Origin of the sequence: Streptomyces sp. P6-2-1 (assembly GCF_050613165.1) — a bacterium.
Taxonomy (GTDB): domain Bacteria; phylum Actinomycetota; class Actinomycetes; order Streptomycetales; family Streptomycetaceae; genus Streptomyces.
The window spans coordinates 2414168-2435743 of the sequence record NZ_CP192513.1 but is presented as its reverse complement, the minus strand read 5'-3'; the positions used below and the strand labels follow the sequence as shown (position 1 = coordinate 2435743).

The 21576-nt window shown below is 74.1% G+C and carries 16 protein-coding genes and 1 pseudogene; 7 read left to right on the top strand and 10 right to left on the bottom strand.

Annotated features, from left to right (window positions below; translation table 11 throughout):
* Positions 1 to 314 precede the first annotated feature (314 nt).
* Positions 315 to 1115, top strand: a complete 801-nt coding sequence (locus ACQYWQ_RS10480; protein WP_431034007.1) for a SigE family RNA polymerase sigma factor — start codon at positions 315 to 317, stop codon at positions 1113 to 1115.
* Between the two features lie 317 nt (positions 1116 to 1432).
* On the opposite strand, the gene ACQYWQ_RS10475 is transcribed toward ACQYWQ_RS10480, so the two are convergent.
* On the bottom strand, positions 1433 to 2131 hold the full coding sequence (locus ACQYWQ_RS10475; protein WP_431034005.1) for a uridine kinase: 699 nt from the start codon (positions 2129 to 2131) through the stop codon (positions 1433 to 1435).
* A 100-nt stretch (positions 2132 to 2231) separates the two neighbouring features.
* On the opposite strand from ACQYWQ_RS10475, the gene ACQYWQ_RS10470 reads away from it, so the two are divergent.
* The gene (locus ACQYWQ_RS10470) at positions 2232 to 2657 is read left to right on the top strand and encodes a hypothetical protein (RefSeq protein WP_431034004.1); all 426 of its coding nucleotides are present in this window, start codon (positions 2232 to 2234) and stop codon (positions 2655 to 2657) included.
* A gap of 1060 nt (positions 2658 to 3717) precedes the next feature.
* Here the strand turns inward: ACQYWQ_RS10470 and ACQYWQ_RS10465 are convergent.
* From ACQYWQ_RS10465 to deoC, 3 genes are read right to left on the bottom strand one after another with little or no spacing between them, the layout of a single operon-like run.
* Positions 3718 to 4683, bottom strand: coding sequence for an aldehyde dehydrogenase family protein (locus ACQYWQ_RS10465; protein WP_431034003.1), 966 nt, complete (start codon positions 4681 to 4683; stop codon positions 3718 to 3720).
* A complete protein-coding gene (locus ACQYWQ_RS10460) occupies positions 4676 to 6142 on the bottom strand; it encodes an aldehyde dehydrogenase family protein (protein WP_431034001.1) in 1467 nt (488 codons plus the stop codon). The genes ACQYWQ_RS10465 and ACQYWQ_RS10460 overlap by 8 nt, the downstream gene beginning before the upstream one ends.
* A 4-nt stretch (positions 6143 to 6146) precedes the next feature.
* Complete coding sequence (gene deoC, locus ACQYWQ_RS10455; RefSeq protein ID WP_431034000.1) at positions 6147 to 7133, bottom strand: deoxyribose-phosphate aldolase; 987 nt, start codon at positions 7131 to 7133, stop codon at positions 6147 to 6149.
* A 458-nt stretch (positions 7134 to 7591) separates the two neighbouring features.
* Between deoC and ACQYWQ_RS10450 the strand changes: the two genes are divergently transcribed.
* The gene (locus ACQYWQ_RS10450; RefSeq protein ID WP_431033998.1) at positions 7592 to 8218 is read left to right on the top strand and encodes a PH domain-containing protein; all 627 of its coding nucleotides are present in this window, start codon (positions 7592 to 7594) and stop codon (positions 8216 to 8218) included.
* A gap of 979 nt (positions 8219 to 9197) precedes the next feature.
* Here the strand turns inward: ACQYWQ_RS10450 and ACQYWQ_RS10445 are convergent.
* On the bottom strand, positions 9198 to 9950 hold the full coding sequence (locus tag ACQYWQ_RS10445; RefSeq protein ID WP_431033997.1) for an SDR family oxidoreductase: 753 nt from the start codon (positions 9948 to 9950) through the stop codon (positions 9198 to 9200).
* A gap of 102 nt (positions 9951 to 10052) precedes the next feature.
* On the opposite strand from ACQYWQ_RS10445, the pseudogene ACQYWQ_RS10440 reads away from it, so the two are divergent.
* A pseudogene (locus ACQYWQ_RS10440) lies at positions 10053 to 10998 on the top strand (helix-turn-helix transcriptional regulator).
* Between the two features lie 515 nt (positions 10999 to 11513).
* Here the strand turns inward: ACQYWQ_RS10440 and ACQYWQ_RS10435 are convergent.
* From ACQYWQ_RS10435 to ACQYWQ_RS10425, 3 genes are all read right to left on the bottom strand, one after another.
* The gene (locus ACQYWQ_RS10435) at positions 11514 to 13214 is read right to left on the bottom strand and encodes a phospho-sugar mutase (RefSeq protein WP_431033996.1); all 1701 of its coding nucleotides are present in this window, start codon (positions 13212 to 13214) and stop codon (positions 11514 to 11516) included.
* A 203-nt stretch (positions 13215 to 13417) separates the two neighbouring features.
* Positions 13418 to 14245, bottom strand: coding sequence for a purine-nucleoside phosphorylase (locus tag ACQYWQ_RS10430; protein ID WP_431033995.1), 828 nt, complete (start codon positions 14243 to 14245; stop codon positions 13418 to 13420).
* Positions 14246 to 14476: 231 nt separating this feature from the next.
* Complete coding sequence (locus ACQYWQ_RS10425; RefSeq protein WP_009065914.1) at positions 14477 to 14914, bottom strand: gamma-glutamylcyclotransferase; 438 nt, start codon at positions 14912 to 14914, stop codon at positions 14477 to 14479.
* Positions 14915 to 15059: 145 nt separating this feature from the next.
* On the opposite strand from ACQYWQ_RS10425, the gene ACQYWQ_RS10420 reads away from it, so the two are divergent.
* The 3 genes from ACQYWQ_RS10420 to ACQYWQ_RS10410 all read left to right on the top strand — a co-directional run bounded on the left by ACQYWQ_RS10420 (position 15060) and on the right by ACQYWQ_RS10410 (position 18713).
* Positions 15060 to 16511 carry an NAD(P)H-quinone dehydrogenase gene (locus ACQYWQ_RS10420; RefSeq protein WP_431033993.1) on the top strand — a complete coding sequence of 484 codons (1452 nt, stop codon included), beginning with the start codon at positions 15060 to 15062 and terminating at the stop codon, positions 16509 to 16511.
* A gap of 233 nt (positions 16512 to 16744) precedes the next feature.
* Positions 16745 to 17668: a DeoR/GlpR family DNA-binding transcription regulator gene (locus tag ACQYWQ_RS10415; RefSeq protein ID WP_431039138.1), complete on the top strand. Its 924-nt coding sequence runs from the start codon at positions 16745 to 16747 to the stop codon at positions 17666 to 17668.
* 361 nt (positions 17669 to 18029) lie between these two features.
* Positions 18030 to 18713, top strand: coding sequence for a DUF4328 domain-containing protein (locus tag ACQYWQ_RS10410; protein WP_431033991.1), 684 nt, complete (start codon positions 18030 to 18032; stop codon positions 18711 to 18713).
* On the opposite strand, the gene ACQYWQ_RS10405 is transcribed toward ACQYWQ_RS10410, so the two are convergent.
* Positions 18689 to 19441, bottom strand: coding sequence for an alpha/beta hydrolase (locus ACQYWQ_RS10405; RefSeq protein ID WP_431033990.1), 753 nt, complete (start codon positions 19439 to 19441; stop codon positions 18689 to 18691). The genes ACQYWQ_RS10410 and ACQYWQ_RS10405 overlap by 25 nt on opposite strands.
* A gap of 97 nt (positions 19442 to 19538) precedes the next feature.
* Complete coding sequence (locus tag ACQYWQ_RS10400; RefSeq protein ID WP_431033989.1) at positions 19539 to 21308, bottom strand: acetyl/propionyl/methylcrotonyl-CoA carboxylase subunit alpha; 1770 nt, start codon at positions 21306 to 21308, stop codon at positions 19539 to 19541.
* Positions 21309 to 21576: the final 268 nt, after the last annotated feature.

Genomic DNA, 21576 nt, shown 5'->3' with positions numbered 1-21576 from the left:
CTTCGACCTCCGGGTCCCGGGACGCCGAGGCCGCCGCTCGCGGGGCCGTGCCGCCTGCCCGTACGTACGAGCGGGCCAGGACCCTCCGTAGCGCCCGGGCGGCACGCGCCGTAGCGCCCGGGCGGCACGCGTGTGCGCGCGAGCGTTTTCGACGCGCGCGCGAGGAGGCGCTGTGACAGCTCTGTGACAGTCGGCGGACACGGTCATGAAATGGGGTTGGCAGTCTTCTTGGCACACGGAGCGCACCGGCCGGCCGCAAGGGCGGCGGAACGCTTCGCGGCAGGACCACACACACCTCAGGACGGAGGCGCGCGATGAGCACTCGGCACAGCACCACGGGCGGTGCGGTGATCACCCGGTTGCACGACTACGCCGCGCGGACTGAGACCTCCGGTGCCGCGACCGTGTCCCTGTTCGAGCGGAGCCATGAGCCCGGGGGCGGACGTGGACGCGGCTGCGGGACCGGTCGTGCACCGCATCCCCTGCTGGGGACGCCGGTGGACGTGGCTCCGGTTCCCCGCGGGGGAAACGAGGGGAGCCGGGGTGTCGCGTACGGGGAGGACACGGGGGACACGGGGGAGCGGTCCCGGGCGAACGAGGCGGAGTTCACCGCCTACGTCCAGGAGCGCCGAGCCTCCCTGTACGCGACCGCCTACCACCTGACCGGGGACCGTTTCGAGGCCGAGGACCTGCTCCAGAGCGCCCTCTTCTCGACGTACCGGGCCTGGGATCGCATCACCGACAAGGCCGCCGTCGGCGGCTACCTGCGCCGCACCATGACGAACCTGCACATCAGCGCGTGGCGGCGGCGCAAGCTCAACGAGTACCCGACCGAGGAACTGCCGGAGACTGCCACTGACACGGACGCGATGCGCGGCACCGAACTGCGCACCGTCCTGTGGCAGGCACTCGCCAGGCTGCCCGAACTCCAGCGCACGATGCTGGTCCTCCGCTACTACGAGGGCCGCACCGACCCGGAGATCGCGAAGATCCTCGACATCAGTGTCGGCACGGTCAAGTCGAGCATCTGGCGCAGCCTGCGCCGGCTGCGCGACGACGAGGCGCTCAGCCGCGACCGTGACCGCGAGGAGTCCTTCGGCGAGCTTGTCGCCTGAGGACCGAGGGGGGAACGGGGGAACCGGGGGAGGGTCCGCCGCACGGGGGAGCCGGGGCACGTACGGGGGAGTACGGGTCCGGGACGCGCGGCGGACACGGGGGAAACACGGGGCGCCACGGGGGTGGCGTCGCGACCACGGGGGTGGTTGCCGCATCGGGACCGGAGGGCTGGGGGGCCTTCCGGTCCCGCCGCCGTCTCCGGAGCCGCCCGGCGGCCGGTGCCACGGGTAGGGCCCGCGGGCGCGGGTCCGCAGGTCCGCGGGTACGGGGTACCGGGTACGAGTGCGGATACGGGTTACGGGTTACGAGTGCGGGCTCAGCTCGCCGTCCGCTCCGCTCCCCGCTCCCGTACGAGCGACCCGACGGGGCCCCGCGCGCAGGCCGCGGCCGCCAGCCGCCCCAGCGCCTCCTCCTTGCCGCAGGGGTACGCGCCCAGCGCCGCCTGCCGCTGCACGATCGTCCGTTCGGAGCGCATCAGCCGCAGGCCCCTGCGGAGCAGGAACGGTACGGATTTGCGGCCTTCGCGCAGATCGCGCAGGAGTCGCCGCCGGAACGTCGTGCTCGGCCGCCCGCGCAGGCACAGCGCGTCGGCGAGCACGCCGAGTTCGCGGCAGCTGTCCACGATGTCGGCCGCGAAGATGCCCTCGGCGATGAAGAGGGGCGTCGTGCGGTCGAGCGTGAGCGTCCCGGTGCCGGTACGGGTGCTCTCGGCGATGGAGTAGACGGGGACCTCGGTCGACCGGGTCCTGCACAGCTCGGCGATCGCGGTGAGCGCCCGCTCACGGTCCCAGGACAGCGGCGAGTCCCAGTCGATGTCGCGCTGCGGGCCCTCACCCGCGACGAGCGGCAGGGTCGGGTCGTCGGCGTCCTTGTAGAAATCGTCCAGGGACAGGACGGGCAGACCGGAGGCGGCGGCGAGGGACGACTTGCCCGAGCCCGAAGGCCCGGCGAGCAGGACGACCCGGACCGGTACGGCGGGATGGGGACTCACGAGGAACCAGTGTGCGGCATGCACCGGTCGGCCCGACCCGCCGGGGCGCGCTTTGGTACCCGACCGACACCTCACCTACGCTGCGTGCGCACACGCTCACGTACCGAATCGGCAGGTGGCAGTCATGGCAGCAGCACGACACGCAAAGACCTCTCCCTCCTCGCGCGCCCTCCTGCGAGCCGGTCTCGGCATCGCCGTCGCGGGCGCGGCGCTCGGCGGCGCTGCCGCGAGCGCGAGCGCGGCGACGCCGGACCTGGGCTCGCTCGCCCCCGGCCTGGGCAAGCAGCTCGACACGGAGGCGGCACTCGGCGGAGCGAGCCAGGGCTTGCAGGCGGCGACGACGTACGGCCTCGGCGGCGTCACGAACCTCCAGCTCGACCCCCTCGCAGGCACCGGCACGGACCCGCTCGACAACGGCGTCGGCACGCAGGTCGCCGACTTCAAGCCGGTCGGCACGACGGACCTGACGGGCCCGATCACCAGCGGCGCGAGCCTCGCGGAGCTGCCGCTGGCGGGAGACGTGGTCCACACGCTGGGGATCGGGGGCTGAAGCTGGGGAACGGAGGCTGAAGGGGGGCGGGGCTGAAGAGGGGTGAGGGCGGCGCGGGGCTGCCGGGAGGCAGGGCCTTGCCGGGAGGCGGGGTTTGCCCGGAGGCGCGGCCTTGCCCGGATGTGGTGGTTGGCGGTGGGTGCCGTGACCTGGCGGGGGCTGCCATGTTCTGGCGGGGGCTGCCAGGTCGTGGCGGGGGCTGCCAGGTCGTGGCAGCAGCGGCAGGGACTGCCGGGTGGTGGCGGCAGGCTGCCAGGACCTGGCGGGGTCTGCCAACTCGTGGCGGGGGCTGCCGTGACCTGGCAGGGCTCCGCCACGGCCCGGGTCTCCGCCTCGGCCGTACGAAGGCCGCGCGGCTGTGGGGCAGCGGGGTGGCAGCCCGGAGGCAGAGGACTGCCACGCGCTGGCGGGACTGTCACGTGGCGGGGCTGCCAAGCGGTGGCACTGGCTGCCATGACCTGGCGTCGGCTGCCACGGTCTGGCGCGGGCCTGCCACGGTCTGGCGCGGGCCTGCCACGGTCTGGCGAGGACTGCCATGATTTGGCGAGGGCTGTCACGGTCTGGCGGTGGCTGACACGTGGTGACGGGGGCTGTCGCGGTCTGGCGGGGCCCTGCCACGGTTTGGCGGTCGTGGTGGCACGGAGTCGGCAGGTCGCCTGCGTTTTGGCCGTCGCCTCGCCCGCCTCGCGCCAAGCGCCCGCCCGCGGTGGCAGCGACGGGCCCCTTGCGTCCGTGGCAGTGACGCCCTTCCCTCTGGTTTCCCTCCGGCAGTGACGGCTCCCCGCCCCGTACCCCCGTGGCGGTGGCAGACCCCTCGCCCCTGTGGCGGCGACGGCCTCCCGACTGTCCTGCCTCTGCCTTCCGTGGCGGCAACGGCCCCCCGACTGCCCCGCCTCCGCGCTCCGTAGCGGCGACGCCCCCCCGACTGTCCGCCTGCCTTGACTGCCCCGCCTGCCCCGCCTCTGACCTCCCGTGCGGCAGCCCCGCGTTGACGTATGGCTGTGCGGGCCGTCCCCAGGTCGGGGGCGGCCCGCACACGTTCGTACGCGCGGTCGGTGGCTCAGTACGCCGAGCCCGCCACCCCCAGGGAACCCGTCGGGTGCCAGACCGTCTTGGTCTCCAGGACGGAGGTCATGCGGCGCAGGCCCTGGGGGGCGGTCCAGTCCTCGGCGGATGCCGAGGGGCGCAGGACGCGCTTCAGGTTGTCGGCCGCCGCGATCTCCAGGTCGGTGGCCTCCTGGCCTTCCGCTCCCGTGAGGTCGATCGCGTTGACGTCCTGGTGCGCGGCGAGCGTCGGGCCGAGGTCGGCGAGGCGGCCGCTGAGGATGTTCGCCGTGCCGCCGGGGACGTCCGAGGTGGCGAGTACCTCGCCGAGGGAGAGCGCGGGGAGCGGTCGGGTCTCGCTCGCCACGACGACCGCGGTGCAGCCCGTCGCGAGGACGGGCGCGAGCACGGAGACGAGGCCGAGCAGCGAGGACTCGCGCGGTGCGAGCACCGCGACGACCCCGCTCGGCTCGGGCGTCGACAGGTTGAAGAACGGCCCGGCTACCGGGTTCGCGCCGCCCACGACCTGCGCGAGCTTGTCCGTCCAGCCCGCGTACCAGACCCAGCGGTCCACGGCCGCGTGGACCTGCGCGAGCGCCGCTTCCCGGTTCAGTCCCTCCGCCTCGGCGACCTCGCGGGCGAACTGCTCCGTGCGCCCCTCCAGCATCTCCGCGACGCGGTACAGGACTTGACCCCTGTTGTACGCGGTCGCCCCCGACCAGCCGCCGAACGCCTTGCGCGCGGCGGCCACCGCGTCCCGGGCGTCCTTGCGGGTCGAGCGCGGGGCGTTGGCCAGCCACTCGCCGTGCGCGTCGCTCACCTCGTACACCCTGCCGCCCTCACTGCGGGGGAACTTCCCGCCGACGTACAGCTTGTAGGTCTTGAAGACGCCGAGGCGGGGAGCCGGGCCGTTCGCCTTCGGGGGGGCGGTCCTCTTGCCGCCCTTCGCCGTCTTCTCGCTCTTCTCGCTCTTCTCAGACATCGAGGTACGCCTCCAGGCCGTGCCTGCCGCCCTCGCGGCCGTAACCCGACTCCTTGTAGCCGCCGAAGGGCGAGGTCGGGTCGAACTTGTTGAAGGTGTTGGCCCACACGACGCCCGCGCGCAGCTTCTCGGCCACGGCGAGGATGCGGGAGCCCTTCTCGCTCCAGATGCCCGCGGAGAGCCCGTAGGGCGTGTTGTTCGCCTTGGCGACGGCCTCCGCCGGGGTGCGGAAGGTGAGGACCGAGAGGACGGGGCCGAAGATCTCCTCGCGGGCGACGGTGTGCGCCTGCGTGACGTTCGTGAAGACGGTCGGCGCGAACCAGTAGCCCGAGCTGGGGAGTTCGCACGGGGCGCTCCAGCGCTCCGCGCCCTCGGCCTCGCCCTGCCCGGTCAACGTCGTGATGCGGTCTAGCTGTTCGGCCGAGTTGATCGCGCCGAGGTCGGTGTTCTTGTCGAGCGGGTCGCCCACGCGCAGCGTGGTCAGGCGCCGCTTGAGAGCGTCCACGACCTCGTCGTGCACCGACTCCTGCACGAGCAACCGCGAGCCCGCACAGCACACTTGGCCCTGGTTGAAGAAGATTCCCGTGACGATGCCCTCGACGGCCTGCTCGACGGGCGCGTCGTCGAAGACGATGTTGGCGCCCTTGCCGCCGAGTTCGAGCGTCACGCGCTTGGCCGAGCCCGCGACCGTACGGGCGATCTGCTTGCCGACCGCCGTCGAGCCCGTGAAGGCGACCTTGTTCACGTCCGGGTGCGCGACGAGGGCCGCGCCCGCGTCCCCGTACCCGGGAAGAATGTTCACAACGCCCCTGGGCAGACCGGCCTGTTGGCAGATCTCGGCGAAGAACAGGGCGCTGAGCGGGGTCGTCTCGGCGGGCTTGAGGACGACCGTGTTGCCCGCCGCGAGCGCGGGCGCGATCTTCCAGGCCAGCATCAGCAGCGGGAAGTTCCACGGGATGACCTGGCCCGCGACACCGAGCGGCTTCGGCGCGGGGCCGAAGCCCGCGTGCTCCAGCTTGTCGGCCCAGCCCGCGTAGTAGAAGAAGTGCGCGGCGACGAGCGGGATGTCCGTGTCGCGCGTCTCCTTGATCGGCTTGCCGTTGTCGAGCGTTTCCAGGACGGCGAGTTCGCGCGCGCGCTCCTGCACGATGCGCGCGATGCGGAAGAGGTACTTGGCGCGCTCGGCACCGGGCAGCGCGGCCCAGGCGGGGAAGGCGCGGCGTGCCGCGGTGACCGCGCGCTCGACGTCCTCCTCACCGGCTCGCGCGACCTCGGAGAGGACTTCCTCGGTCGCGGGGGACACGGTCTTGAAGACCTTGCCCGAGGCGGCGTCGGTGAACTCGCCGTCGATGAACAGGCCGTAGGAGGAAGCGAGTTCGACGGCCGCGCGGGACTCGGGCGCGGGCGCGTAGTCGGTGAAGGCCGGAGCGGGCCCGGCGGAAGGGGTCTCGTGTGCCATGAGTTCAGTCCACCGTCACGTAATCGGGGCCGGAGTAGCGGCCCGTGGCCAGCTTCTGGCGCTGCATGAGCAGGTCGCCGAGCAGCCCCGAGGCGCCGAAGCGGAACCACGCGTTGCTCAGCCAGTCCTCGCCCGCCGTCTCGGCGACGAGCACGAGGAACTTGATCGCGTCCTTCGTGGTCCGGATGCCACCGGCCGGTTTCACGCCGACCTGCTCCCCGTGCGCGGCGCGGAAGTCCCGTACCGCCTGGAGCATGAGCAGCGTGTTCGCGGGGGTCGCGTTGACCCCGACCTTGCCCGTCGACGTCTTGATGAAGTCGGCGCCGCCGAGCATCCCGAGCCACGAGGCGCGCAGGATGTTGTCGTACGTGGACAACTCCCCGGTCTCGAAGATCACCTTGAGCCTGGCGCGCGTCCCGATCGCCTCGCGCACGGCGACGATCTCCTCGTACACCTTCGCGTACCTGCCCGCGAGGAAGGCGCCGCGGTCGATGACCATGTCGATCTCGTCGGCACCGGCCGCGAGGGCGGACTCGACGTCCGCGAGCTTGACGGCGAGCGGGGCGCGTCCGGCGGGGAACGCCGTCGCGACCGAGGCGATACGGACCTCGCTCCCCGCCAGCGTCTCCTTCGCCGTCGCGACCATGTCGGGGTAGACGCAGACGGCGGCGACGCGGGGCGCCGAGCGGTCGGTGGGGTCCGGGTGCAGGGCCTTGGCCGCGAGCGCGCGGACCTTGCCGGGGGTGTCGGCGCCTTCGAGCGTCGTCAGGTCGATCATCGAGATCGCCAGATCGATCGCGCGGACCTTCGCGGCCGTCTTCACGGACCGCGTCCCGAGCGCGGCGGCACGCGCCTCCAGGCCGACCGGGTCGACCCCGGGCAGGCCGTGCAGGAAGCGCCGCAACGAGGCGTCGGACGCGCTCACTTCGGCGAACGCGGCACCTGCGGAGGCCCGCGGCGCGGGGGAAGGGGCGGGGGGAGTCGTGGGCATGCTCACCAGGGGAGCATATCTACGCGCGTAGCGGTCTGTACAGGGGGGTGCGGGGCCGGGTGGGGGGCTCCTGGGCGGGGTGGAGGCCGCGCGCGAAGGGGGTGGAGCGGCGCGGGAGGGGGTGGAGCCGCGCGGGAGGGGGGGAGCGGCGCGGAAGGGGGCGGGTGCGTCGCGGGAGAGGTCCGGGGGCCGAGGTCCGGGGTCCGGGTCGGCGGTCTCGGGCAGGGGTGCGGGGTCCGGGTCGGCGGCCTGGGGCAGGGGTGCGGGGTTCGGGTCGGCGGCCTGGGGCAGGGGTGCGGGGTTCGGGTCGGCGGCCTGGGGCAGGGGTGCGGGGACGGGCGGAGGCTCTTGCGCGAGGAAGGGTGCGGGGCCCGGAGGATGCCCTCGCGCAGGGGCGTGTCGCCCGTGTCCGGTGGGGAGCCGGAAGCCTGGTGCGGCCTGTGGGGGAGAATCGGAGTATGACGACCTCCGACCCGGCTGCCCCCGAGCCCTCGCCGGCCGCCCCCGACCGGATCTACCGCTCGCCCGCCGGTATCGGCGCCGGCATCTTCCTGCTGATCCTGAGCGGATGGCTCGGCGCCGACGCCATCATCGTCGGCGAAGGCCGCACCCCGTGGCTCGCGATCGCCGCGCTCCTGTGCGCGGTCCCGCTGATCCTCGCCTTCACGCTGCGCCCCGCCGTGTACGCGAACACGGAGCGGCTGCGGGTCCGCAACCCCTTCCGCACCATCGTGCTGCCCTGGAAGGCCGTCGCCGCGCTCCGTTCCGGTTACTCGAACGAGGTCGTCGACGCGGACGGCAAGGTCTTCCAGCTGTGGGCGCTCCCCGTCTCGCTGCGTGGGCGCAAGCGCGCGGCCCGCGCGGAGGCCCGCGCGATGGCCAGGGAGGCGAAGACGGGCCACACCGCGACCTCCGTCCACGAGATCCGCCACCCGCAGGGCGACGTGGCCCTCGGCGAGCTGCGCGAACTCGCGGGCGACACGGACTCCCCCGAGAAGGGCCTCACCGAGGCCCGCTGGTGCTGGAGCATCATCGCCCCGGCCATCGCGGGCGCGGTCCTGCTGATCGTGCTGCTTCTGGTCTGAGGACTTCCTCCGGGGGCGGCTCCCCGGCTCTACGGCCACGAGGCGCCGTGGCGCCGTTCGGCCATCCGGCCCGGTAGCCGGGTTGCCCCGGCCGCCTGGCTGCCGTGCCCGGGCGGTCGTGTCGGCCTCCTTGCTTGGCGGGTTGGCTGCCATGCCTGGCGGGTTGGCTGCCGCCTCGCGGCGCCGCGTGGCAGTCCGGCCATCCCGCCCGGTTGCCCCGGTTGCCGTGCCCGGGCGGCCGTATCGGCTCCTGCCTGGCGGGTCGGGCGCCGTGCCTGCCACGCTGGCAGACAGACTGCCTCGCTCCGCCGCCCGGTCGCCCCGGTTGCCATGCCCGGGTGGCCGTGCCGGTGCGCTCGTCTGGCGGATCAGCTGCCTCGCCTGGCTGACGGGCTGCCACGCTTGTCTGACAGACTGCCTCGCCTCTCGCCTCTTGCTGCCGCTTGGCTCCGCTGGCAGTTTGGCCGCCGTGCCCGGGTGCCCGGGTGGTCGTACCGGCTTCTGCACGGCGGGTTGGCTGCCTGGCCGGGCTGACGGGCTGCCCCGCTTGTCTGGCAGACTGCCTCGCCTCTCGCCTCTTGCTGCCGCTTGGCCCCGCTGGCAGTTTGGCCGCCGTGCCCGGGTGCCCGGGTGGTCGTACCGGCTCCCGCACGGCGGGTTGGCTGCCTGGCTTGGCTGGCGGGCTGCCTCGTCTGGCGGGTCGGCTGCCGGGCCCGGCTGACGGGCTGCCCCGCCTGTCCGACCAGCCGCCTGGCACCGCTGCCCCGGCTGCCCCGCCCGGGCGGCCGCATCGGCCCTCGCCTGGCAGGCTGGCTGCTTTGCCTGGCTGACAGACTGCCGCGCCCCACCCCGCCGCACGCCCCCCCAACCGACGCCCGCCCCGCGCCCCCCCGCCGACGCCCGCCGCGCCGCCGCCTCCAGCCGACGCGCGCCCCGTCTCCCCGCCCCCCCCGCCAATCCGCCCCCCCCCGCGAGCAGGTCAAGTGGGCTGGCCGAGTGGGCGGATCGTGAGGGTGTTCAGGTCGATGCCCGTGGGCTGGTCGAGGGCGAAGTGGATTGCCTCGGCCACGGCGTGCGGGCCCATCGCGAGGGGCGGGACCTGGCCGTGCCAGAACGCGGTGTCGATCATTCCCGGGTTCACGACCGTGACCCCGATGCCCCGGTTCGTGGCGTGGAGGCGGAGGTTCTCGGCGAAGCCGACCACCGCCCACTTCGTGGCGGAGTAGAGGTTGCCCGGGCTGTTCTTGATCCCGGCCACGCTGCCGATGAGCACCAGCCTGCCGTGCGCGCGTTCCAGGTGGGGCAGGGCCGCCTTGGCCAGGAGGGCGGGGCCGAGCACGTTCGCGAGCACCATCGGGGCCCACAGTTCCGGGGCGCCGTCGTCGACGACGCCCGTACTGCCCGCAGTGAAGTGGTCGGGCGACGCGCCGCCCGCGTTCGCGACGGCCGCGTCGAGCGCGCCGAAGCGCTCCACCGTGTCGCCGACCGCCGTCCGCGTGGACTCCCAGTCGGCGGCGTCCGCCACGAGGCCGAGTACGCGGTCAGGGTGGCCGGTCTCGTCGAGGAAGGTCTTGAGCCGTCCCGGGTCGCGCCCGGTGATGGCGACCCGGTGGCCCCGCCCGAGGAGGAGCCGGGCGGTCGCGGCGCCGATCCCGCTCGTGCCGCCGGTGATCAGGACCGTCTTCGCGCTGACGGGGGAAGTGCCGGACGCAGTGAGAAGTGGGGTGTTCATGGCCTCCACCCTGGGACGCGGCGCGGGGCGGCGACAGCTGCTCCCGAAGGTGGGGACGCCGTCCCCTGGCATCGGCGCCGCCGCCCTGGGGAGGCTGTACGCATGCCGAACACGAGGTACGCCGAACTCGGTGCCTTTCTGCGTTCGCGACGCGAGCGCGTCCGCCCCGGGGAGGTCGGGATCGCGCCGGGGCCGAGGCGCCGCGTCCCCGGACTGCGGCGGGACGAGGTCGCCGTACGGGCAGGTGCCTCGGTGGAGTACTACACGGAGCTGGAACGCGGTGCGGGCTCGCAGCCTTCCGGTCAGATGCTCGCCGCGCTCGCCCGCGCCCTGCGCCTCGGCCGCGACGAACGCGACCACCTGTACCGGCTGGCGAACCGCCCGGTCCCACCGCGGGGCGGGACGGCCTCGCACGTCCACCCCGTGATGCTCGACCTGCTGCACAGGATCGACGGGACCGCCGCGATGGTCAGCGACGACCTGCACACCGTCCTCGTCCAGAACCCGCTCGCCGTCGCACTGCTCGGCGACCTGTCCGCGCACCGCGGCCGCGCGGCGAGCTTCATTCACCGCTGGTTCACCGACCCGGCCGCGCGGCTGATCTACCCGCCGGAGGACCATGCCCCCGCAGTCGCACTCGTTCGTCGCGGATCTGCGCGCGGCGATCGGGCGGCGCGGCCCCGACGACCCGGAAGCGGTCGAGCTGGTGGACGAACTGCTGGGGCGCTCGCGGGAGTTCGAGGCGCTGTGGACCGCTCGGGACGTGGGGGTGCGCAGGGACGAGCGCAAGCGGATCGCGCACCCCACCGTCGGGATGCTCGACCTCGACTGCCTCAGCCTCTTCAGCGAGGACGGCCGCCAGCGCCTGCTGTGGTTCACCCCGCGCGCCGGGACCGGCACCGGCGAGAAGCTCGCGCTGCTGACCGTCGTGGGCACCCAGGCGATGCGCCCCTCCGCCGGCCCCTCCGCCGGCCCCTCCGCCGGCCCGTCCCCGCGGGCGGCCCCGGCTCCGCCCGGGGGCAGACCTCGGGGTGATCCGCGCCCCTGACGAGGACCGGTTTCCGCGCGGAAGGGCCCGATGCCGCGGAGTTCGCGCAGGCGGCCGGGGGCTTCCGACGGCGGCAGCGCGCGGCGCCCCGCCCCGGCGAGGGCGGGCGGCCGCCCGGTCCCGACCGTGTCGATGCCGGGTACGGGGCCGAGGCCGCGCGGTACGGCAGGCAGCGGGAACGCGGGCGTCCCGCGGCCCGCGACGGTCACGGTCCCGCCGTACGTACGGGCCTGCCCCCGCCCGCGGCGGGAAAGTCCGTCCCGGCCGCGTCGAGCGACGGGACGCGCGTCGCCCGGGCCCGTACGGCCGCGGGCGCGGCCCCGTCCGACGCCCGCTCGCCCCGTACCGTCCCTTCCGGGACACCCCGCGCCCGGGCGGCCCCGGTCGGTACTGCCCCAGGAACCGCGCCCGGCACCCCCCGTGCCCGGCACCCCCGCGCCCCGCACTCCGGCGCACGCACCCCCGCGCACCGCGCCACGGATGTGCCCCGCCCCCCCCGAGGCCCCGGGCCCCGGCTACACCCCCGCCGCGGCCCCCACGTCCCGCTTCAGCTCTGCCAGCAGGTCCGCCGCGCGGCCCCGGGCCTCCGGCACCGGCAGCCCGGCGGGGAGGACGATCTCCAGGTAGCACTTGAGCTTGGGCTCGGTGCCGCTCGGCCGGACGACGACCCGGCCCCGTACGCCTTCCCCGGAGCCGTCCCCCAGCGTGTAGCGCAGTCCGTCCGTGGGGGGAAGGCCGTCCTTCGGCAGGCTGAGGTCGTCGGCCGACGTGACGGGGAGGCCCGCAAGCCGTACCGGCGGGTTCGTCCGCAGCCGCTCCATCGCCGCGGGGATCAGGGAGAGGTCGGCGACGCGGGCGGAGAGCTGGGCCGTCGCGTGCACGCCGTGCTCGCGCGCGAGGTCGTCGAGCGCGTCGGAGAGCGTACGGCCCTCCTCCTTGAGTACCGAGGCGTACTCCGTGACGAGGAGCGCGGCCGTGATCCCGTCCTTGTCGCGCACGCCCTCGGGGTCCACGCAGTAGCCGAGCGCCTCCTCGTACCCGTACCGCAGCCCGGGGACCCGCGAGATCCACTTGAAGCCCGTCAGCGTCTCGGCGTGCGGGACCCCGGCCGCGCGGGCGAGCGTGCCGAGGAGCGTCCCGGAGACGATCGACTCGGCGAAGACTCCGCGCTCGCCGCGCCGCAGCAGGTGCGTGGCGAGCAGCGCGCCGACCTCGTCGCCCGTGAGCATCCGCCAGCCCGCGGCCGCCGAGGCGTCCGGCACCGCGACGGCGCAGCGGTCCGCGTCCGGGTCGTTCGCGACGATCAGGTCCACACCCTCGTGCGCCCGCGCGGTCGCGAAGGCGAGGTCCATCGCGCCGGGCTCCTCCGGGTTGGGGAAGGCCACGGTCGGGAAGTCCGGGTCGGGCGCGGCCTGTTCGGCGACCGGTACGGGCGCGGGGAAACCGGCCCGCGCGAAGGCGGCGGTGACGGTCCCGGTGCCGACACCGTGCAGCGCGGTGTGCACGATCCGGGCGGTACGGGGCGAGCCGGGCGCGAGCACGGAGACCGCGCGCGCGACGTACGCCTCACGGACCTCGTCCCCGAGTACCGTCCAGCCCTCTTCCGCGCGCGGCACCTCCGCCAGCGCGTCGATCGCCTCGATCCCCGCGGCGATCTCGGCGTCGGCCGGGGCGACGATCTGGGCGCCCGCGCCCTCGCCGGGCTCCGGGTAGCCGAAGCCGAGGTAGACCTTGTAGCCGTTGTCGCGCGGTGGGTTGTGGCTCGCCGTGACCTCGACCCCAGCGACCGCGCCGAGGTGCCCGATCGCGAAGGCCAGGACGGGGGTGGGCAGCGGCCCGGGCAGGACGGCGGCACGCAGCCCCGCGCCGGTCAGGACCGCGGCCGTGTCGCGCGCGAAGTCGGCCGACTTGTGGCGCCCGTCGTAGCCGACGACGACGAGCCCGTCCCCCTTGCCGTGCTCCCGCAGGAAGCCCGCGAGCCCGGCGGCCGCACGGATCACGACGGCCCGGTTCATCCGCGAGGGACCGGCCCCCAGCTCCCCGCGCAGCCCCGCGGTGCCGAAGCGGAGCAGCCCGGCGAAACGGTCCCGCAACGCGTCGAGGTCCTCCGCGTCGAGCAGCGCGGCCAGTTCGGCACGCGTGTCCGGGTCGGGGTCCTCGGCCAGCCAGCGGCGGGCACGGTCGATGAGGTCCTGCGCGTCGTCCTTGTCCACCACGGTGGCTGCGCCTTTCTCGGCTTCGTTGCGGGAGACGGGGGGCTCGTCCCCCGGAGGTCGTACGGGAGTCCCCGGAGGCCGTACGGGACCCGGGCGGTCCTACGGAACCCGGGCGGTCCTACGGAACCCCCGGAGGCCGTACCGGGGCCCCGGAGGTCGTACGGGACGCCTGCCCCGTACGAGGGAGGGCCTGCGGGCGGCCCTCAGATGCGGTCGAGTACCTGACCGAGCAGGGCCCCCATGTGCGCGGCCGAGTCGCGGCCCGCCTGGAGGACCTCCTCATGGTTGAGGGGTTCGCCGGTGAGGCCGGCGGCGAGGTTGGTCACGAGCGAGATGCCGAGCACCTCGGCCCCCGCCTCGCGCGCCGCGATCGCCTCCAGGACCGTCGACATGCCCACGAGGTCCCCGCCCAGCGTGCGGACCATGCCGATCTCGGCGGGCGTCTCGTAGTGCGGGCCGGGGAACTGCACGTACACGCCCTCTTCGAGCGTGGGGTCGATCTCCTTGCACAGGGCGCGCAGGCGCGGCGAGTAGAGATCGGTGAGGTCCACGAAGTTCGCGCCGTGGATGGGCGAGGTCGCCGTGAGGTTGATGTGGTCGCTGATCAGCACCGGCTGACCGGGCCGCATCCCGGCGCGCAACCCGCCGCAGCCGTTGGTGAGCACGATCGTCTTGCACCCGGCGGCGACGGCGGTGCGCACGTTGTGCGCGACGGCGTCCACGCCGCGGCCCTCGTAATAGTGCGTACGGCCGAGGAAGACGAGGGCGCGCTTGCCGCCGAGTCCGCTGTAGGAGCGGATGCGGCCCGCGTGGCCCTCGACGGCGGGCGGCGGGAAACCGGGCAGGTCCGTGAAGGAAAGGTCGTGGTCCGCCGTGCCGAGCGCCTCCGCGGCGGGCACCCACCCCGAGCCCATCACCAGGGCCACGTCGTGCGTCTCGGCCCCCGTCAGCTCACCGAGCCGCGCGGCGGCGGCCCGAGCGGCGGCGAAGGGGTCGCCCTGGATGTCGTCCGGAATAACTGATGCGTTCACGCGAATGAGCGTAACCGCTCACAGCCTACGCGCGTAGACGTCGCCGATAACGACCTGATGTTGACTTGGTGGTACGTCATCGCGAGCGCGTCCGGACACGGAGCGGCCTGGTCAGGGCGCCGGACGGCGAGGAGTGGCGAAGAATGGCGGAGGTGGCAGCGACTGCCGTCTTTGGCGGGAATCCCGCCCCCGCGGAGCCGCGCCCTCCGCCCGCGGACCACTCGTGCGCCCTCAGCAGGGCCGCTTGCGCAGTTCCATCACGTAGTCGTGCGGCGCCCCCGCCGATTCCGCCGCGTCCGCGATCTCGCCGAGGTAGCGCGCGGAGGGCAGGCCGCCCTCGTACCCGTTCAGTACGTACAGCCAGGAGGACTCCGTGCCCTCCAGGGTGTGAACGCGGACCCGCGCGCGGCGGTAGATGCCGAGCCCCACGCCCTCCCAGCCGTCCATCGCCTCCTCGTCGGGCGGCGCGATGTCGTACAGCGCCACGAAGACCTGCGAGGCCGGGTCCTCGACGACCGTGGCGAGCGCGCCCTCCCAGCCCATGTGCTCGCCGCCGAAGGTCAGCCGCCAGCCGTCGAGCCAGCCGGTGGCCCGCAGCGGGGAGTGCGGGGCACGGCGCGTCATCAGCCGCGCGTCGAGATTGCCTGCGTACGCAGCGTAGAGCGACATGGGGTCGAGAGTACGGCAGACGGCGGAGGGAGGCGGGGGAGTCGCGGGAGGCGGACGCGTACGGGAGGGGACGGACCAGGGGGTGACCCGTTCCACACCCCGGACGGTGGGCCCGGGCGCGAAGCAATTTGGCGCGTGCGGGACAATGAAGTACGTGACTCGGATCGTGATTATCGGTGGCGGACCCGGCGGATACGAAGCGGCCCTCGTGGGCGCCCAGCTCGGCGCGGAGGTGACCGTCGTCGACTGCGACGGCCTCGGCGGGGCATCGGTGCTCACCGACTGCGTGCCTTCGAAGACCCTTATCGCGACCGCCGAGGTGATGACGACCTTCGATTCCTCGTACGAGGAACTCGGCATCCTCGTCGCCGACGACACCCCCCACATCGACCGCCCCGCGCGCGTCGTGGGCGTCGATCTCGGCAAGGTCAACCGCCGCGTCAAGCGCCTCGCGCTCGCCCAGTCGCACGACATCACCGCCTCCGTCACCCGGGCGGGCGCCCGCGTCCTGCGCGGCCGCGGCCGTCTGGAGGGCCAGCAGGACAGCGACGGCTCCCGCACCGTCGTCGTCACCGCCGCCGACGGCTCCGAGCAGCGCCTCACCGCCGACGCCGTCCTCATCGCGACCGGCGGTCACCCGCGCGAGCTGGTGGACGCGCGCCCCGACGGCGAGCGCATCCTCAACTGGACGCAGGTCTACGACCTCGACGAGCTGCCCGAGGAACTCATCGTCGTCGGTTCCGGTGTCACCGGCGCCGAGTTCGCGGGGGCCTACCAGGCGCTCGGCTCCCGGGTCACCCTCGTCTCCTCGCGCGACCGCGTCCTGCCCGGCGAGGACCCGGACGCCGCCGCCGTCCTGGAGGACGTCTTCCGCCGTCGCGGCATGAACGTCATGGCCCGCTCCCGCGCCCAGGCCGTCAAGCGCGTCGGCGACCGCGTCGAGGTCACCCTCGCCGACGGCCGCGTCATCACGGGCACCCACTGCCTCATGGCGGTCGGCGCCATCCCGAACACGGCGCACATCGGCCTGGAGGAGGCCGGGGTCAAGCTCAAGGACTCCGGGCACATCAAGACCGACAAGGTCTCGCGCACGAGTGCCCCCGGCGTCTACGCGGCGGGCGACGTGACCGGCGTCTTCGCCCTCGCGTCCGTCGCCGCGATGCAGGGCCGTATCGCGATGTACCACTTCCTCGGCGACGCGGTCACCCCGCTCAACCTCAAGGCCGTCTCGTCGAACGTCTTCACCGATCCCGAGATCGCCACCGTCGGCTACAGCCAGGCCGACGTGGACGCGGGCCGCATCGACGCGCGCGTCGTCAAGCTCCCGCTCCTGCGCAACCCGCGCGCCAAGATGCAGGGCATCAGGGACGGCTTCGTCAAGATCTTCTGCCGTCCCGGCACCGGCGTCGTCGTCGGCGGTACGGTCGTCGCCCCCCGCGCGAGTGAACTCATTCACCCCATCTCGATCGCTGTGGACAACAATCTGACCGTGGAACAGATCGCTAACGCGTTCACTGTGTACCCGTCACTGTCCGGTTCGATCGCCGAGGTGGCGCGTCAGCTGCACACCGTCAAGCGCGCGGAGGAGCTGGCCTGAGGCGGCCGTACGGCCTCAACTTCCCTGCTCGCACGGGACGTCGGGCCGTCGCCGCGAGGCGGTGGCCCGTTTCCGTGCCCGCCCGTGAGTGCCCTTCTCGACCCCGTATACCACTTTCCGGGCCCCGGCGTGGACAACTTCCGTAACTCGGCGGAAAGTGGTGAACGCGGACAGTCATGCGCGTTACTGTCAGTTCCGTGTTCGCTGCTGAACGTCGTCAAATGATCCTTGAAATGGTGCGCGCCAACGGAGCGGTCTCGCTCCGGGAACTGGCCCGCGTCGTCCAGACCTCTGAAGTGACCGTACGGCGGGACGTGCGGGCGCTCGAAGCGGAAGGGCTGCTCGACCGCAGGCACGGGGGCGCCGTGCTCCCCGGTGGCTTCGCGCGCGAGTCGGGCTTCCCGCAGAAGACCCATCTCGCCTCGGCCGAGAAGGCCGCGATCGCCGAACTGGCGGCCGAGTTCGTCGAGCCAGGTGAGGCCGTCGTGATCGGCGCGGGGACCACGACGCAGGAGCTGGCCCGCCGCCTCGCGCGCGTCGCCGGTCTCACCGTCGTGACCAACTCGCTGCTCGTCGCGCAGGCCCTCGCGCACGCCAACCGTGTCGAGGTCGTCATGACGGGGGGCACCCTGCGCGGCACCGACTACGCCCTCGTCGGCAGCGGGGCCGAGCAGTCCCTCCAGGGCCTGCGCGTCTCGCGCGCCTTCCTCTCGGGCAGCGGTCTCACCTCGGACCGCGGCCTGTCCACCGCCAACATGCTCTCGGCGAGCGTGGACCGCGCGCTCGTCCAGTCGGCCGCCGAGGTCGTCGTCCTCGCCGACCACACGAAGCTCGGCACGGACACGATGTTCCAGACCGTGCCGCCCGACCTCATCACGCGCCTCGTCACCGATGAACCCGCCCCGGGCGAGGAGCGTGCCGCGACCGAACTCCAGGCCCTCGCCGACCAGGGCGTCCACATCTCCCTGGCGGGCCCCCACGCCCCGGCCCCCCGCCCCCGCGGCCGCGACGTCGGCCTCCCCGGCCAGCGCCGCGCCCAGCCCCCGACCCGTCCCCACACCCACCGCCCCCCGGGCACGGCGGGCCCGCTGGGCGAGCAGGGCGGGGCCGCGGGCCAGGGCGAGCGCGGCAGGGCGGTGGACGCCCAGCGGAGGTAGCACCGGGAAGGCGGGCGAGGAGAGACCGGACCGGACCGGGGCAGGGGAGGCGCGGCAGGGCAGGCGCGCCGGGGTACGGGCGCGGGGCGCCGCCAGGCCCGCAGGCAGCTCCGGCCCGCAGGGCAGCTCCGGCCCCGTACGGCACGGTTGCTGCCCCGTACGGCATGGCTCCGCCCCGTACGGCATGGCTCCGGCCCGTACGGCGCATCCGGCCCCGTGCCGCGGCGCCCCCCCAGGGCGGGCTGTCCGGGCCCGGTTCGTCCTCCGGACGGACCGCCTCCGGAACCGCCGGGTGTACGCCGGCGTCTAGGCGGGCAGGCACCCCGCCGTCGTCCCTCCCGCCCCACCGAGGAGCAGACTCATGAGCTTCGCCCTGTCCCGCGGCGCCGTGTCCCCCCGTTTCGTGCGGGTCGTGCCGCGGGCGTGGTGCGCGGTCGGGGCGCTCGCCGCCGCCGCACTGGCGCGGCTCGTGTTCTTCGTCTGGGAGCTGCGCCTGCACGCGGGCCCGCGTCCGCCCGCGCCGCCCGGCGAGCCGGACGACGGCTACCACCGCGTGCCCACGGGCCTGGAGGAGCAGTACCACTACCTCGGCGATCTCACGATCCTGACCCTCGTCGTCTGCGTCCTCGCCTTCGTGGTCTGGCTCCAGGCGATGCGCGACAACGCCGACGTGCTCGCCCCGCAGGTGCAGCGCCACTCGCGCCCGTGGGTCTACTTCTCGTGGATCGTGCCCGGGATCTCCTTCTGGTTCCCGCGCGACGTCGTCGTGGACATCTGGCGCGCCGCGGCCCCGGGGAACGAGGACCCGGCACTGCGCCGCACCCCGTGGTGGATCAACGCGTGGTGGCTGCTCCTGCTCGGCGCCGTCACGACGCTCCTCGTCACGCAGGACCTGGGCGACGACGGGCAGCCCGAGGCCGAGGCGGTCTACGACGCCTTCCGCAGCGTGGTGGCCGCCGACTTCTTCCTCGTCGCCGCCGCCGTCCTGGCGATCGTCCTCGTCCTGCGCATGACGCGCGATCAGGAGGAGCGCACGGGGGCCTGAAGCCCGTTCAGCAGGCTGTCGATCAGCTGCGCCCGCGCCTGCGGCCGCTCGCTCAGCCACGGCCCGAGCGCGTGCCCCGCGCCCGCGAGCCGCAGCACCGCGAGGCCGGCGCGCGCGGAGAGCGCGGTGCGCAGGAGCCAGGTGACCTCTTCGGGAACGACCTCGTCCCGCTCGGGCACGACGAGCAGCGCCCGCCCGGCGAAGCGCCCGTACGCCTCCAGGGCCCGGCTGTCGCGCCAGCTGGCGGGCCGCCTGATCAGCTCGGTGAACCCGTCCCCGAAGGGCACGTCCCACGCGGCCCGCCCGTAGATCCCCGGCGCGCACAGCGCGAGCGCGGCCACCCGCCGCCCGTACGAGGCCACGAGATCGGCGACCGTCTGCCCGCTCATGCTGAACCCGACGAGCACGAGCGGCCGCCGGGCCCCGAACACCTCGCCGATCACCGCCGCGGCCTGCTCGCGCCGCCGCCGCAGGCTCAGTTCGGCGAGCCGCCCCGTGCTCGCGCCGTGCCCCGAGAAGTCGAAGGCGAGTGCGTGGTGCCCCCGCGCGGCGAAGTCCTCGGCGAGCGGCAGGCACCGCTCCTTGTCCCCGTTCCCCGCGCCGTGCAGCACCACGACGCCGTACGCGCCCGGGATCTCCTTGCCGGGCGTCACGGTGTACGCGCTCAGCCGCTCGCCGTCGACGGCGAGCACGCGCGTGCGCACGGTGGTCCGTACGGGGTGACTCATCACGCCTCCGAAACGGCGAACGGGCGGGCCCCCGCCGTGGGGTCCCGCCCGGTACCGTACCGCCGCGCCTGGCGGCCCCGTAGGAGTTCCCGGGGCGTCAGTCCTTGATCTCGCAGATGACGGTGCCCGAGCTGAGCGAGGCGCCGACAGCGACGTCGAGGCCCTTGACCGTGCCGGAGCGGTGGGCCGTCAGGGGCTGCTCCATCTTCATGGCCTCCAGGACCACGATGAGGTCGCCCTCCTGGACCTCCTGGCCCTCCTCGACGGCGACCTTCACGATCGTGCCCTGCATGGGCGAGGCGAGCGTGTCGCCCGACGCGGTCGGGCCGCTCTTGCGGGCCGCGCGGCGCTTCGGCTTGGCACCGGCCGCGAGGCCCGTACGCGCGAGGGACATGCCGAGGCGGGCCGGGAGGGAGACCTCCAGGCGCTTGCCGCCGACCTCGACCACGATGTTCTCGCGGCTCTCGTCGTCCGCCGAGCCGTCGGCCGGGGCGGCGAAGGGCTTGATCTCGTTGACGAACCCGGTCTCGATCCACCGGGTGTGGATCGTGAAGGGGTCCGTGGAGCCGGTGAGTTCGGGCGCGAAGGCCGGGTCCTTGACGACGGCGCGGTGGAAGGGGATCGCGGTCGCCATGCCCTCGACGCGGAAGTCGGCGAGGGCGCGCGCGGCGCGCTCCAGGGCCTCCTTGCGGGTACGGCCCGTGACGATCAGCTTCGCGAGGAGCGAGTCCCACGCGGGGCCGATGACGGTGCCCGACTCGACGCCCGCGTCCAAGCGCACGCCGGGCCCGCTCGGCGGCGCGAAGAGCGTGACGGTGCCGGGGGCGGGCAGGAAGCCGCGCCCCGGGTCCTCGCCGTTGATGCGGAACTCGAAGGAGTGGCCGCGCAGTTCGGGGTCGTCGTAGCCCAGCTCCTCGCCGTCGGCGATACGGAACTGCTCGCGCACGAGGTCGACGCCCGCGACCTCCTCGGTCACCGGGTGCTCGACCTGGAGGCGCGTGTTGACCTCCAGGAAGGAGATCGTCCCGTCGTTGCCCACGAGGAACTCGACGGTCCCCGCGCCGACGTAACCGGCCTCCTTGAGGATCGCCTTCGACGCGCTGTACAGCTCCGCGACCTGTGCCTCGCTCAGGAACGGCGCGGGCGCCTCCTCGACGAGCTTCTGGTGGCGGCGCTGGAGCGAGCAGTCGCGGGTCGACACGACGACGACGTTGCCGTGCCGGTCCGCGAGGCACTGGGTCTCGACGTGCCGGGGGCGGTCGAGGTAGCGCTCCACGAAGCACTCGCCGCGCCCGAAGGCGGCGACGGCCTCGCGCACCGCCGAGTCGTACAGTTCGGGGACCTCTTCGAGCGTGCGGGCGACCTTGAGGCCGCGGCCGCCGCCGCCGAAGGCCGCCTTGATCGCGATGGGCAGCCCGTGCTCCCGCGCGAAGGCCACGACCTCGTCCGCGCCCGAGACCGGGTCGGGCGTGCCCGCGACGAGCGGGGCGCCCGCGCGCTGCGCGATGTGGCGCGCGGCGACCTTGTCCCCGAGGTCGCGGATCGCCGCGGGGGGCGGGCCGATCCAGGTGAGCCCGGCGTCGATGACGGCCTGCGCGAACTCGGCGTTCTCGGAGAGGAAGCCGTACCCGGGGTGGACCGCGTCGGCACCGGACTCGGCGGCGGCGTGCAGCACCTTCGCGATGTCGAGGTAGCTCGTCGCGGGCGTGTCACCGCCCAGCGCGTACGCCTCGTCGGCCGCGCGCACGTGCGGCGCGTCCCTGTCCGGCTCCGCGTACACCGCGACGCTGCCGATGCCCGCGTCGCGGCAGGCCCGGGCGACCCGGACGGCGATTTCGCCGCGGTTGGCGATGAGCACCTTGCGCACGATGGCTCCCTTTTCTCGCTCTTCGTCCCTGTGGGCGGGCCCCAGCACGGGACGCGTACGAACACGCCGAGTTTAGGGACAGCCGACACGAGGCGCCGCGGACGGCCCGCTGGTGAGTTTGCCCACACCGGCCGTCCGGCGACCCCTCATGACCGGACGAAAGTCCATGTACAGGGCCCTGAATCACCTCAGAGTAGCCCTGCGGGGCGGGCCGGGTCTCTGTCCGCCCGCGCCGCGAGGAACGAGGTTTCTTTGTGGGGACCCGACG

Coding starts and splice junctions, on each gene's coding strand:
- ACQYWQ_RS10480 (WP_431034007.1), top strand. CDS start 315: ATGAGCACTCGGCACAGCACCACGGGCGGTGCGGTGATCACCCGGTTG.
- ACQYWQ_RS10470 (WP_431034004.1), top strand. CDS start 2,232: ATGGCAGCAGCACGACACGCAAAGACCTCTCCCTCCTCGCGCGCCCTC.
- ACQYWQ_RS10465 (WP_431034003.1), bottom strand. CDS start 4,683: ATGTCTGAGAAGAGCGAGAAGAGCGAGAAGACGGCGAAGGGCGGCAAG.
- ACQYWQ_RS10460 (WP_431034001.1), bottom strand. CDS start 6,142: ATGGCACACGAGACCCCTTCCGCCGGGCCCGCTCCGGCCTTCACCGAC.
- deoC (WP_431034000.1), bottom strand. CDS start 7,133: ATGCCCACGACTCCCCCCGCCCCTTCCCCCGCGCCGCGGGCCTCCGCA.
- ACQYWQ_RS10450 (WP_431033998.1), top strand. CDS start 7,592: ATGACGACCTCCGACCCGGCTGCCCCCGAGCCCTCGCCGGCCGCCCCC.
- ACQYWQ_RS10445 (WP_431033997.1), bottom strand. CDS start 9,950: ATGAACACCCCACTTCTCACTGCGTCCGGCACTTCCCCCGTCAGCGCG.
- ACQYWQ_RS10425 (WP_009065914.1), bottom strand. CDS start 14,914: ATGTCGCTCTACGCTGCGTACGCAGGCAATCTCGACGCGCGGCTGATG.
- ACQYWQ_RS10420 (WP_431033993.1), top strand. CDS start 15,060: ATGAAGTACGTGACTCGGATCGTGATTATCGGTGGCGGACCCGGCGGA.
- ACQYWQ_RS10415 (WP_431039138.1), top strand. CDS start 16,745: ATGGTGCGCGCCAACGGAGCGGTCTCGCTCCGGGAACTGGCCCGCGTC.
- ACQYWQ_RS10410 (WP_431033991.1), top strand. CDS start 18,030: ATGAGCTTCGCCCTGTCCCGCGGCGCCGTGTCCCCCCGTTTCGTGCGG.
- ACQYWQ_RS10405 (WP_431033990.1), bottom strand. CDS start 19,441: ATGAGTCACCCCGTACGGACCACCGTGCGCACGCGCGTGCTCGCCGTC.